The 11,780-nt window shown below is 72.5% G+C and carries 10 protein-coding genes; 6 read left to right on the forward strand and 4 right to left on the reverse strand.

Annotated features, from left to right (window positions below):
• Positions 1-10: 10 nt before the first annotated feature.
• Together npdG and ACSU6L_RS26845 are read left to right on the forward strand one after the other, a co-directional pair.
• A complete protein-coding gene (npdG, locus tag ACSU6L_RS26840; protein ID WP_437060798.1) occupies positions 11-724 on the forward strand; it encodes an NADPH-dependent F420 reductase in 714 nt (237 codons plus the stop codon).
• 62 nt (positions 725-786) lie between these two features.
• Positions 787-981 (forward strand): hypothetical protein, encoded by a 195-nt coding sequence (locus ACSU6L_RS26845; RefSeq protein ID WP_437060800.1) that lies wholly within the window; start codon positions 787-789, stop codon positions 979-981.
• On the opposite strand, the gene ACSU6L_RS26850 is transcribed toward ACSU6L_RS26845, so the two are convergent.
• Complete coding sequence (locus tag ACSU6L_RS26850; RefSeq protein WP_437060802.1) at positions 971-1,771, reverse strand: site-2 protease family protein; 801 nt, start codon at positions 1,769-1,771, stop codon at positions 971-973. The genes ACSU6L_RS26845 and ACSU6L_RS26850 overlap by 11 nt on opposite strands.
• A gap of 128 nt (positions 1,772-1,899) precedes the next feature.
• On the opposite strand from ACSU6L_RS26850, the gene ACSU6L_RS26855 reads away from it, so the two are divergent.
• Entirely contained in the window at positions 1,900-5,157 is a 3,258-nt protein-coding gene (locus ACSU6L_RS26855; protein ID WP_437060804.1) for a BTAD domain-containing putative transcriptional regulator, read from the forward strand.
• A 35-nt stretch (positions 5,158-5,192) separates the two neighbouring features.
• On the opposite strand, the gene ACSU6L_RS26860 is transcribed toward ACSU6L_RS26855, so the two are convergent.
• The 3 genes from ACSU6L_RS26860 to panB form a co-directional block, all read right to left on the reverse strand.
• On the reverse strand, positions 5,193-6,014 hold the full coding sequence (locus ACSU6L_RS26860) for an ABC transporter permease (RefSeq protein WP_437060806.1): 822 nt from the start codon (positions 6,012-6,014) through the stop codon (positions 5,193-5,195).
• Positions 6,011-7,030 (reverse strand): ATP-binding cassette domain-containing protein, encoded by a 1,020-nt coding sequence (locus ACSU6L_RS26865; RefSeq protein ID WP_437060808.1) that lies wholly within the window; start codon positions 7,028-7,030, stop codon positions 6,011-6,013. Before ACSU6L_RS26865 ends, ACSU6L_RS26860 begins: the two co-directional genes overlap by 4 nt.
• Before the next feature lie 157 nt (positions 7,031-7,187).
• Positions 7,188-8,063 carry a 3-methyl-2-oxobutanoate hydroxymethyltransferase gene (gene panB, locus ACSU6L_RS26870; protein ID WP_437060810.1) on the reverse strand — a complete coding sequence of 292 codons (876 nt, stop codon included), beginning with the start codon at positions 8,061-8,063 and terminating at the stop codon, positions 7,188-7,190.
• A 182-nt stretch (positions 8,064-8,245) separates the two neighbouring features.
• Between panB and ACSU6L_RS26875 the strand changes: the two genes are divergently transcribed.
• The 3 genes from ACSU6L_RS26875 to ACSU6L_RS26885 all read left to right on the forward strand — a co-directional run bounded on the left by ACSU6L_RS26875 (position 8,246) and on the right by ACSU6L_RS26885 (position 11,667).
• A complete protein-coding gene (locus tag ACSU6L_RS26875) occupies positions 8,246-9,826 on the forward strand; it encodes an MFS transporter (RefSeq protein ID WP_437060812.1) in 1,581 nt (526 codons plus the stop codon).
• Positions 9,823-10,434 carry a TetR/AcrR family transcriptional regulator gene (locus ACSU6L_RS26880; RefSeq protein ID WP_437060814.1) on the forward strand — a complete coding sequence of 204 codons (612 nt, stop codon included), beginning with the start codon at positions 9,823-9,825 and terminating at the stop codon, positions 10,432-10,434. The genes ACSU6L_RS26875 and ACSU6L_RS26880 overlap by 4 nt, the downstream gene beginning before the upstream one ends.
• Before the next feature lie 183 nt (positions 10,435-10,617).
• Positions 10,618-11,667, forward strand: a complete 1,050-nt coding sequence (locus ACSU6L_RS26885; RefSeq protein ID WP_437060816.1) for an endonuclease/exonuclease/phosphatase family protein — start codon at positions 10,618-10,620, stop codon at positions 11,665-11,667.
• Positions 11,668-11,780 lie beyond the last annotated feature (113 nt).

The following is an 11,780-nucleotide window of genomic DNA, read 5'->3' on the forward strand; positions in this document are numbered from 1 at the left end:
GAGTCGGCCCATGACCTCTACCGACAGTGCACAGACCCCCGCGAAGGCCCCCGCCAAGGACCCCTGGGACCTGCCCGACGTCTCCGGGCTCGTCGTCGGCGTGCTCGGCGGGACCGGTCCGCAGGGCAAGGGCCTCGCCTACCGGCTCGCCAAGGCAGGCCAGAAAGTGATCATCGGTTCCCGGGCCGCCGACCGGGCGCAGACCGCCGCCGGGGACCTGGGACACGGCATCGAGGGCGCCGACAACGCCGAGTGCGCGCGGCGCAGCGACATCGTGATCGTCGCCGTGCCGTGGGAGGGGCATGCCAAGACCCTCGAATCGCTGCGCGCGGAGCTGGCCGGGAAGCTGGTCGTGGACTGCGTCAATCCGCTCGGCTTCGACAAGAAGGGTGCCTACGCGCTGAAGCCGGAGGAGGGCAGCGCCGCCGAGCAGGCCGCCGCCCTGCTGCCGGACGCGCGGGTCACCGCCGCCTTCCACCACCTGTCCGCCGTCCTCCTCCAGGACCCGGAGATCGAGCAGATCGACACCGATGTGATGGTCCTCGGCGAGGCGCGCGACGACGTGGAGATCGTGCAGGCGCTGGCCGGCCGCATCCCCGGCATGCGCGGCGTCTTCGCCGGGCGGCTGCGCAACGCCCACCAGGTGGAGTCGCTGGTCGCCAACCTGATCTCCGTGAACCGCCGCTACAAGGCGCACGCGGGGCTCCGCGTCACGGACGTATGAGCCCATGGGGGACACTGGTGGGCAGCAAGTCCAGCAGTGTCCCCCGACAGGAGCCGACCGACATGCCCCTCTCGCCCCCACCCGGCCCGGCCCGGCGTCTCGCCCTCTACGCCCTCGTCGTATGCGTCCTCTCCGTGGTCGCCGCCGTGGTCTCCTTCGCGCAGGGCAGCTGGCTGGGCATCGTGTGGGTGCTGATGGCCGGACTGTCGTCCAACATGTGCTGGTACTACCTCAAGCGCCACCGCGTCACGGACTGACCGAGCAGACCTCGCTCCCACCGCGCCAGAAGCGGTACAGGTCGTAGCCGCAGTACGTGTCGAAGTCGCTGACGTCCAGCCCGCGCAGGACCGCGTCGACCAGGTCGAAGAACACCGCGTTGACCGACGGGATCCACAGCAGCGCGAACACGATCAGCAGGCCGAACGGCGCCAGCGGCTCCACCTGGCGCCGCACCTCGTACGACAGCCAGGGCTCCAGCACGCCGTAGCCGTCCAGCCCCGGCACCGGCAGGAAGTTCAGGATCGCCGCCGTCACCTGGAGCAGCGCCAGGAACGCCAGCGCGAACCGGAAGTCAGGCGGCACGCCGTCCAGCGCGTCCAGCCAGAACGGGGCCGTGCACACCACCGCGAACAGCACGTTCGTCAGCGGGCCCGCCGCCGAGATCAGGCTGTGCCGCCAGCGGCCCCGGATCCGCCCGCGCTCGATGAACACGGCACCGCCCGGCAGACCGATCCCGCCCATGATCACGAACACCACCGGCAGCACGATGCTCAGCAGCGCGTGCGTGTACCGCAGCGGATTGAGCGTGAGATAGCCCTTCGCGCCGACCGTGATGTCGCCGCTGTGCAGCGCGGTCCGCGCGTGCGCGTACTCGTGCAGACACAGCGAGACGATCCACGCCGCCGTCACGAACAGGAACACGGCCACCCCGGGCTGCTCCGCGAACCCGGTCCAGGTGGCCCAGCCGGTGACCGCCGTCACGGCGAGGATCCCGAGGAAGACGGGACTGATCCGCCGTTCGCCCGGGCGGATGGTGGCGGTGGTCATGGTGAGGGCTCCCGAGCGTTCCGGCCGGTCCGTGACGGAGGGGGAACGTTCCGTGAGGGGCTATGGGTTCCCGCCTGTTTCCGGCCGGTCCGAAACCCGGAGGCGGCGGCCGGGCGTCCCTGGAGACAATGGACCCCGTGCGCTATCGCATCCTCGGCACCACCCAGGCATTCCGCTCCGACGGCACGGCCGTCCCCGTCGGCGGGGCGCGTCTGCGTGCGCTGCTCACCGTGCTGGCCCTGCGGGCCGGGCGGGCCGTGCCCGCGGGGCTGCTCGTCGAGGAGGTGTGGGACGGCGACCCGCCCGCCGACGCGCCGGGCGCCCTCCAGGCCCTGGTCGGCCGGCTGCGGCGGGCCCTCGGCGCGGACGCCGTGGAGTCGGTGGACGGCGGTTACCGGCTGAGCGCCCGCCCCGACGACGTCGACCTGCACCGCTTTACCCGCCTGGCCGACGACGGCGCCGGCGCCCTGGCCGACGGCGACCCCGCCAAGGCCGCCGCTCTCCTCGACGACGCCCTCGCCCTGTGGCAGGGCCCCGCCCTCGCCGACCTGCCCGACCGCGCCGCCGAGGCCGCCCGCTGCGAGGCCCGCCGGCTGGACGTCCGCCGCGCCCGCCTCACCGCCGCCCTGGCCCTCGGCCACGCCGCGCAGACGCTGCCCGAGCTGACCGCCCTGTGCGAGGCCCACCCTCTGGACGAACCCCTCCAGGCGCTGCGGCTGCGCGCCCTGCGCGAGGCCGGCCGTACGGCGGAGGCACTGGCCGCCTACGACGACGTACGGCATCTCCTCGCGGACCGCCTCGGCTCCGACCCGGGGCCCGAACTGCGGGAGCTGCACGCCGAGTTGCTGCGGCAGCAGGACGTGCCCGTCCCGTCGCGGGCCCCGCGCCCGCAGGGCAACCTGCGGGCCCGCCTGACCTCCTTCGTCGGCCGTGAGACCGACATCGAGACCATCCGGGACGACCTCGCCACCGCCCGGCTCGTCACCCTGCTGGGCCCCGGCGGCGCCGGGAAGACCCGGCTGTCGCAGGAGGCCGCCGAGAGCGCGGACGGCCCGGCCAGGGACGGGGTGTGGCTGGCGGAGCTGGCGCCGGTCGACGACCCGGCCGCCGTCCCCGAGGCCGTGCTCACCGCGATCGGCGCCCGCGAGACCGTGCTGCACGGCGCCGGCGCGGAGGAGCTGCGGGCCGCGGTCGCCGACCGCCACGACGATCCCATCGAACGCCTGGTCGAGCACTGTGGCCGGCGGCGCATGCTGATCGTCCTCGACAACTGCGAGCACGTCGTCGACGCCGCCGCCCGGCTCACCGCCGAGCTGCTGGAGCGCTGCCCGGACCTGACCGTGCTGGCCACCAGCCGCGAACCCCTCGGCGTACCCGGCGAGGTGCTGCGGCCCGTCGAGCCGCTGCCCGAGCCGTACGCGCTGCGGCTGCTCGCCGACCGCGGCGCCGCCGCCCGGCCCGGGTTCCGCGTCGAGGACGACCCGGAGGCCTGCGCGGAGATCTGCAGCCGCCTCGACGGACTGCCCCTCGCCATCGAACTGGCCGCCGCCCGGCTGCGGATGCTCACCCCCCGGCAGATCGCCGACCGCCTCGACGACCGCTTCCGCCTGCTCACCTCCGGCAGCCGCACGGTCCTGCCCCGCCAGCAGACCCTGCGTGCCGTCGTCGACTGGTCCTGGGACCTGCTCGACGCCGACGAACGCGACGTGCTGAGCCGCCTGTCGGTCTTCGCCGGCGGCTGCGGCCTCGCCGCCGCCGAGGCCGTCTGCGGCCCCGCCGCCCTGGACGCGCTCGGCTCCCTCGTCGACAAGTCCCTGGTGGTGGCCGCCCCGGCCGGCGACGGCGAGATGCGCTACCGGCTCCTGGAGACCGTCGCCGAGTACGCCCGTGAACGCCTCGACGAGTCCGGCAGGCGCCCCGGCACCGAGCGCGCCCACCTCACGTACTACCGCGAGTTCGCCCGCACCACCGACCCGTTGCTGCGCGGCCCGGGCCAGCTCGCCGCGATCGAGGCACTCGAGCGCGAGTACGAGAACCTGCGCACCGCCCTGCGGCACGCCGTCGCCGCCCGCGACGAGCAGGAGGCGCTGTGCCTGGTGCTGTCGCTGGCCTGGTACTGGCAGATGCGCGACCTGCGCATCGAGGCCCGCAACTGGTGCCGCGCGGTCATGGAACTGGGTCCCGACCCCTTCACCGATCCGGTCCGCAAGGCCGCCCCCGTGTGGCAGCGCTGCACCGCCGACCCGCCCCCCATGTCCGGGGAGGTCCTGCGTGAGGCCCGGCGCGGGGTCCACCTCGCGCACCTCGCTTGCATGGACACCGAGCTGGACGCCTGGCAGACCCCGGAGGCGCAGCGCAAGCTGCAGATCATCGCCGAGACCTACGAGCCCGGCCTGCCGCAGACCTGCCGCAGCCCCGGCATGCTCTCCTTCTACGCCGTGATGCTGACCGGCGGCATGGACCGGCTGTCCCTGATCCTCGACGCCGCCGTCGAGACCTGCCGCGCCACCCCGGGATACGACTGGGAGCTGGCCGCCAGCCTGCAGATCCGCGCCAACCTCCTCGCCGCCCGTCCGGACCGCGCGGGCGACGCCGGCCGGGACGCCGACGAGTCGCTGGCGATCTACGAACGTCTCGGCGACGCCTGGGGCACCACCGAGGCGCTGTCCGCGCGAGCCGAGTCCCGCGAGCGCCGGGGACACCACCTCCAGGCGGCCGCCGACTACGAGGCAGCCATGGAGCACGCCCGGCGGCTCGGCGCCCGGGCGCAGCTCACGGTCCTCTCCGCCCGGCTGGGCGGCGCGCTGCTGGAGGCGGGCGAGGCCGAGCGGGGCGAGCGCCTGCTGCGGGACGTGCTCGAACGCGCGGACGGCGCGCAGACCGAGGCGATGCCCTTCTGCCGGGTCATGCTCGCCGGGTGGCTCAGCATCACCGACCGGACCGCCGAGGCACGCGAGCATCTGCGGGCGCTGCGCGAGGAGTTCGGCGTCGCCCACTTCGTCGTCTTCGACGCGTTCATCCTCGGCGGGGAGGCGTGGGTGGACGCCGTGGACGGCCACCACGAGGAGGCCAGGAAGAAGATCCGGCGCGCCCTGGAACGGGCCGACGACCCGCTGTCGAGGTCGATGGCCCCGCAACTGGTCGCCGGGTACCTCGCCACAGCGGCCTTCGCCATGGCCGGCTGCGGCGACGCCCTTGACGCCGCCCGCTGCCTGGGCGCGTCCGCGGCGCTGCTGCCGCCCGGCCACGTGCCGTCGGCCCTGGAACGCGAGGCGCGCGGGCGGGCCGAGGCCGCCGTCCGGGCCGCGCTGTCCGCGGCGGAGTTCACGGCCGCGTACGCCGAAGGCGGTGGCCTCACCGAGCAGGAGGCCACCGCCTTGGTGTGACGGCCGGTGTGACGGTTCTTCGACGCGGCGCCCCGTCAGGCCTTCGTCTTGAACTTGCGGATCGCGATCGGCGCCATGACCGCCGTGATCAGCGCGGTCCAGCCGAGCGTCACCCACAGGTCGCGTGCGACCGGGCCGCCGACCATCAGTCCGCGCGCCGCGTCCGCGAGCGTGGACAGCGGGTTGTAGTCGGTGAAGGCCTGCAGCCAGCCCGGCATCGACTGCGGCGGCGCGAACACCGACGAGCCGAACTGCAGCGGGAACAGCACCAGGAACCCCATGCCCTGCACGGACTGGGCGTTCTTCAGGACGACGCCGAGCGTCAGGAACACCCACATCAGGGAGGAGCCGAACGCCGCCGCCAGGGCCACGCCCGCGATCAGGCCGCCCCAGTTGGTGATGTCGAACCCCACCAGCACACCCACGATCAGCAGGATCACGGTGGCGACCAGCATCCGCATCAGCTCCACCGCGATCTTCGCGAAGAGCACGGAGCCCCGGCCGATCGGCAGCGAGCGGAAGCGGTCCATGACACCGGAGTTGAAGTCCTGGTTGAACCCGGTGCCCACTCCCATGGCCATGTTCATGCCCATCATGGCCAGCAGTCCGGGCACCACGTACTGCACGTACGTCTCCTGCCCGCCGCCCAGCGCCTGCCCGATCGACCCGCCGAAGACGTAGACGAACAGCAGGGTGAACACGATCGGCATCAGCACCGCGTCGAACATCGACTCCGGGTCCTGCCGGATCCACAGCAGGTTGCGGCGGATGAGCGCGCCGGTGTGCCGCAGATGGCCGCGCAGCGGAATGGGCGTGTCGGCCTTCGGGCTTGCGGTGGTGACGGTGGTGGCGCTCATACGGCGACCTCCTCGCGGGCGTCGGTGGGCTCGGGGTCCTGCGGGGCAGTGGCGCGGTGGCCGGTGAGCGACAGGAACACCTCGTCCAGGCTGGGCAGTTCGGTGGTGACGGAGGACAGCGTGATGCCGAGCCCGACGGTCGCCGAGACCACGGCGGTCAGCTGCTCGTCGCTGAGGATCGGCACCAGCACGGTGCCGCGCTCGGCGTCCACGGTGGTGGTGGCCAGCCCGGTGATGCCCAGGTCGTCCAGCGCGCGGGCCAGCGGCCGCAATTGGAGCGGATCGGCCGGCTTCACCCGCAGGGTGCGCCCGCCCACCTTGGCCTTCAGCTCGTCGATGCCGCCGCGCGCGATGACCTTGCCGCGGTCGACGACGGTCAGCTCGGAGGCCAGCTGCTCGGCCTCCTCCATGTACTGCGTGGTCAGCAGCACGGTCACGCCGTCCCCGACCATGCGCTTGACCTCGTCCCACACCTCGTTGCGGGTGCGCGGGTCCAGTCCGGTGGTCGGCTCGTCCAGGTAGAGCACCGCCGGGTGGCCGATCATCGAGGCGGCCAGGTCGAGCCGCCGCCGCATGCCGCCGGAGTAGGTGGCCGCCGGACGCTTTCCCGCCTCCGTCAGCGAGAACCGCTCCAGCAGTTCGTCGGCGCGGGCCCGGGCGTCCTTGCGGGACAGGTCCAGCAGCCGCCCGATCAGATACAGGTTCTCCCAGCCCGGCAGCTTCTCGTCGACGGAGGCGTACTGCCCGGTGAGCCCGATCACCCGGCGCAGCTGCCGGGGCTGCCGTACGACGTCGTAACCGGCGACGGTGGCCTGCCCGGCGTCGGGGGACAGCAGGGTGGACAGAATCCGTACCAGGGTGGTCTTCCCGGCGCCGTTCGGCCCGAGCACCCCCATCACGGTGCCCTCCCGCACGTCCAGGTCGACGCCGTCCAGCGCCTTGGTCTCCCCGTAGTGCTTCACCAGCCCTCGTACGGTCACGGCCATGGTGCCGTCGTTCTTCTCGATCCGTGTCATGCGGACGACAGTGTCAGGGCCCACCGACAAACGGCCGACAGGTCACCGACAGCCGCCGACAGCCGCCGACGGCGCGTGTCGGTGAGGGCCGCGCCCGGCGACGGAACAGCCCCGCCGACGGGGGACGGTCGGCGGGGCTGTCCGGTACCGCGATGGCTCAGTGGACGGAGTGCTCCTCCTGCGGGAACGTTCCGCCGACCACGTCCTCGGCGAACGCCTTCACCGCGTCGCCCATGACCTCACGCAGGTTCGCGTACCGCTTGACGAACTTCGGCACCCGGCCGCCGGTCAGCCCCAGCATGTCGGTCCACACCAGCACCTGAGCGTCCGTCTCCGCCCCGGCGCCGATGCCCACCGTCGGGATGTGCAGGGTGCGCGTCACCTCGGCCGCCAGCTCGGCCGGCACCAGCTCCAGCACCACCGCGAAGGCGCCCGCGTCCTGCACGGCCTTGGCGTCCCGCAGCAGCTGCTGGGCCGCCTCCTCGCCGCGCCCCTGCACCCGGTACCCCATGGCGTTCACGGACTGCGGGGTGAGCCCGATGTGGGCCATCACCGGGATGCCGGACTCCACCAGCAGCCGGATCTGCTCGTGCGAGCGCTCGCCGCCCTCCAGCTTGACGGCCTGCACCCCGGCCTCCTTCACCAGCCGGGTCGCCGAGCGCAGCGCCTGCACCGGACCCTCCTGGTAGGAGCCGAACGGCAGGTCGCCGACGATCAGCGAGCGCCGGGTGCCGCGCACCACCGCGGCGGAGAGCATGGTCATCTCGTCGAGGGTGACGGGCACGGTGGTCTCGTACCCGAGATGGCAGTTGCCCGCCGAGTCGCCGACGAGGATCACCGGGATGCCGGCCTCGTCGAAGACGGACGCGGTCATCGCGTCGTACGCGGTGAGCATGGGCCACTTCTCGCCCCGCTCCTTGGCGAGGGCGATGTCGCGGACGGTGATACGGCGGGTGCCCTTGCCCCCGTACAGCGCCTTGCTGCCGTCGGAGGTTCCTGTCTTCGCAGTCTGGGCAGCCGAAAGCTGCGTCATGGCAACGGCTCCTTACGTCATCTCGAGGCGCCCTCACGGCGTCCCCGGATCACCCCCATGGTGGCACCTCGTGCCACGGTCGGCTAGGGGACCCCCGTCACGCCGCGAGACGTGCACAAGAACGGGCAAAAAATATTCGATACGGAACCGTCTCGTATCGTAAATCTCCTAGGCTCGGCCCCATGACTGACGCCGCCGTCCACGCCCCCCGCATACCCGAAGCGGTGCACCGGCGCCGCTGGGCCATCCTGGGTGTGCTCATGCTGAGCCTGCTGATCGTGGTGCTCGACAACTCCATCCTGAACGTCGCCATCAAGACGATCTCCACCCCGGCCCCGACCGGCATCGGCGCCACCCAGAGCGAACTGGAGTGGGCGATCAACTCCTACACCCTGGTCTTCGCGGGCCTGCTGTTCAGCGCCGGGCTCCTCGGCGACCGGCTCGGCCGCAAGAAGGTGCTGCTCGGCGGGCTCGCCGTGTTCGGGACCGGCTCCGCGCTCGCCGCGTTCGCCGGCACCCCGGGCGAACTGATCACCTACCGCGCGGTCATGGGCCTCGGCGCCGCCTTCGTGATGCCCGCCACCCTCGCCGTGCTGATGAACGTCTTCGAACGCGACGAGCAGCCGAAGGCCATCGGCTTCTGGGCCGGCGGCGTCGGCCTCGCCATCGCCATCGGCCCGATCACCGGCGGATTTCTCCTGGAGCACTTCTGGTGGGGATCCGTCTTCCTCGTCAACGTGCCGATCGTGCTGCTCGCGGTCGCCCTCATGGTGTGGCTGGTGCCCGACTCCCGCGACCCCAGCCCCGGGCGGATCGACCCCGTCGGCGTGCTGCTGTCCGTCGTCGGCCTCGTCCTGCTCGTCTTCGGCATCATCAAGGGCGGCGAACTCGCCGACTTCACCGACCCGGCCGTCCTGGCCACCAGCGGCGCGGGCCTAGCCGTGCTCATCGCCTTCGTCGTCTTCGAGAAGCGCAGCGAGCACCCGTCCATCGACGTCACCTACTTCAGGAACAAGGTCTTCTCCGCCGCGATCGCCGCCATCTCGCTGGTCTTCTTCGCGCTGACGGGCGTGACCTTCTTCTCGGTCTTCTACACCCAGAGCGTGCGCGGCTACTCGCCGCTGGAGACCGGCCTGCTGATGCTGCCGCTCGCCGCCGCCCAGCTGCTCTTCGCGCCCCGCGCCCGGCTGCTCGTCGACCGCTTCGGCAACAAGGCCACCACCACCGGCGGCATGCTGCTGCTCGCCGCCATGCTCGCCGTGTTCGCCACCTTCGACGCCGACACCCCGGTCTGGGTCCTGGAAGTCGTCTTCTTCCTCATGGGCACCGGCATGGCGCACATCATGACCCCCACCAGCGTCGTCATCATGCAGGCCCTGCCCCGCGAGAAGGCGGGCTCCGCCTCCGCCCTCAGCAACACCTTCCGCCAGGTCGGCGGCGCCCTCGGCGTCGCGGTGCTCGGCTCCGTCCTCTCCGCGGCCTACCGCACCGCCATCGAGGGCAAGCTGACCGCCCTGCCCGCCGCCCTGCGCCACACCGCCGGCGAGTCCGTCGAGGCCACCCTTGCCGTCGCCGCCCGCCTCGGCCCGCGCGGCGACGCCCTGATCGGCCCGGCCCACGACGCCTTCCTGCACGCCATGCGGCTGGCCGCGCTGTGCGGCGCGGGCGTCGCGGTGGCCGGGGCGCTGGTGGTGGCGCTGTTCCTGCCGGGACGGCGGCAGGAAGAATCACTCCCAGCCGTCATGGAAAGGACAGTGACGTGAGGCTCGCCGACAGCCGTCCCGATCAGGACACCCCCGCCAGGGGCCGCCCCCGCAGCGAGGCGGTGGAGCGGGCCATCATCGAGGGCGTGGTGAAACTGCTGGAGGACGGCGTACCGCTCGCGGAGCTGTCCATCGAGCGGATCGCCCGCACCGCCGGCGTCGGCAAGGCGACCATCTACCGCCGCTGGCCCGGCAAGGAGGAACTCTTCGTCGACGTCGTCCGCGCCGCCGAACCCCCCGACCCCGAGCTGCCCGGCACCTCCATGCGCGACGACCTGGTGGCCCTGCTGGAACAGCTGCGCGGGCGCGGACTGATGGCCCAGTCGTCGGCGATCCTGCTCAACGTCTACGCCCAGATGAAGAGCAGCCCGAAGATCTGGGCCGCCTACCACGCGAGCGTCGTCGAGCCCCGCCGCCGCCTGCAGCTGGAGGTGCTGCGCCGCGGCCAGCGCGACGGCGAGCTGCGCGACGACGTGGACCTGGAACTGCTGATCGACCTGTTCCTCGGTCCCATGCTGGTGCGCACGGTGATGCGCCCGGGCGCCTCCCTGCCGGAGGGCCTGTCGGAGGAGATCGTCGACCGGCTGCTGGAGGGCCTGCGCCCGTGAACCGGAATGTGATCGTTTCGTCACAGACCCGGCCATCGGAGCGACACCCGGAACTCCCCGCGCCGACTTCTTCGTCCTGGTGCCTGTACGGCCGTCATGGGACGGCAGGAACGAAGTCGATCATCCCCTAGGGTCATAGGCGCGGGGGACGACGATGAGCACGGCAGGTAGCGAGGCGACGGTATGGCGCAGCAGGCGTACGTGACGGAGACGGACGGCGGCGGCTCGAAGGCCGGGCGCCGAGAGTCCGGACTGCGGCGCCTGGCGAACCGTATCGCCGCCGGCTGGCGCGGCGACCCGCGGATCTGGCGCCGCGGACTGGTCGCCGCCGCCCTCGCCGTCGTGCTCGCCCTGGTGATGGCGGCCCACGCCCACATCCCGAACCGGTTCGGCAACCTCGGCAGCCTCACCGAGACGTTTCTGCCCTGGCTCGGCCTCGGCGTCCCGGTGCTGCTCCTCACGGCCGTCCTGCGCAGGTCCGCGACCGCGCTGATCGCGGTGCTGCTCCCGGCGGCCGTCTGGCTCAACCTCTTCGGCGGACTGCTCACCGACAAGGCCGCCGCCGGCGGCGACCTCACGGTGGCCACGCACAACGTCAACGCCGACAACGCCGACCCGGCGGGCACCGCCCGGGCCGTGGCCGCGTCCGGCGCGGACGTGGTGGCGCTGGAGGAACTGCGCGCCTCGGCGGTGTCCACGTACGAGGAGGCGCTGGCGCCGACGTACGAGTACCACTCGGTGCAGGGCACGGTCGGGCTGTGGAGCAAGTACCCGCTCAGCGGGATCGAGCCGGTGGACATCAAGCTGGGCTGGACCCGGGCCATGCGGGCCACCGTGACCACCCCGCAGGGGCCGGTCGCGGTGTACGTCGCCCATCTGCCGTCGGTGCGGGTGAAGCTGGAGGCAGGGTTCACCGCCCGGCAGCGGGACACCAGCGCCGACGCGCTCGGCGAGGCCATCGCCCACGAGCCGCTGGACCGGGTGGTCCTGCTCGGCGACCTCAACGGCACCATGAACGACCGGGCGCTGAACGCGGTGACCTCCCAGATGCGCTCCACGCAGGGCGCGGCGGGCAGCGGCTTCGGGTTCAGCTGGCCGGCCTCGTTCCCGATGGCGCGGATCGACCAGATCCTGGTCAAGGGCGTCGAGCCGGTCAGCTCCTGGACGCTGCCGGAGACGGGCAGCGACCATCTGCCGGTGGCGGCGCGCATGCGGCTGGCAACGGAGTCTTAACCGGCAGGAAGCCTTCCGGAACCCCGCCGGAATAGCGGCCGGGGGAGTATTTGTTCCGTATCTGAACATACGAGGGAACCGAACCCCGCTCCCCTGTAAGCCCCTGTACGCGC

The sequence above is a fragment of the Streptomyces sp. enrichment culture genome, assembly GCF_964272855.1.
In the GTDB taxonomy this organism is placed as follows: Bacteria; Actinomycetota; Actinomycetes; order Streptomycetales; family Streptomycetaceae; genus Streptomyces.

Excerpts from the sequence above, each read along its gene's own strand:
- npdG (WP_437060798.1), top strand. The coding sequence starts at position 11 with ATGACCTCTACCGACAGTGCACAGACCCCCGCGAAGGCCCCCGCCAAG.
- ACSU6L_RS26845 (WP_437060800.1), top strand. The coding sequence starts at position 787 with ATGCCCCTCTCGCCCCCACCCGGCCCGGCCCGGCGTCTCGCCCTCTAC.
- ACSU6L_RS26850 (WP_437060802.1), bottom strand. The coding sequence starts at position 1,771 with ATGACCACCGCCACCATCCGCCCGGGCGAACGGCGGATCAGTCCCGTC.
- ACSU6L_RS26855 (WP_437060804.1), top strand. The coding sequence starts at position 1,900 with ATGGACCCCGTGCGCTATCGCATCCTCGGCACCACCCAGGCATTCCGC.
- ACSU6L_RS26860 (WP_437060806.1), bottom strand. The coding sequence starts at position 6,014 with ATGAGCGCCACCACCGTCACCACCGCAAGCCCGAAGGCCGACACGCCC.
- ACSU6L_RS26865 (WP_437060808.1), bottom strand. The coding sequence starts at position 7,030 with ATGACACGGATCGAGAAGAACGACGGCACCATGGCCGTGACCGTACGA.
- panB (WP_437060810.1), bottom strand. The coding sequence starts at position 8,063 with ATGACGCAGCTTTCGGCTGCCCAGACTGCGAAGACAGGAACCTCCGAC.
- ACSU6L_RS26875 (WP_437060812.1), top strand. The coding sequence starts at position 8,246 with ATGACTGACGCCGCCGTCCACGCCCCCCGCATACCCGAAGCGGTGCAC.
- ACSU6L_RS26885 (WP_437060816.1), top strand. The coding sequence starts at position 10,618 with ATGGCGCAGCAGGCGTACGTGACGGAGACGGACGGCGGCGGCTCGAAG.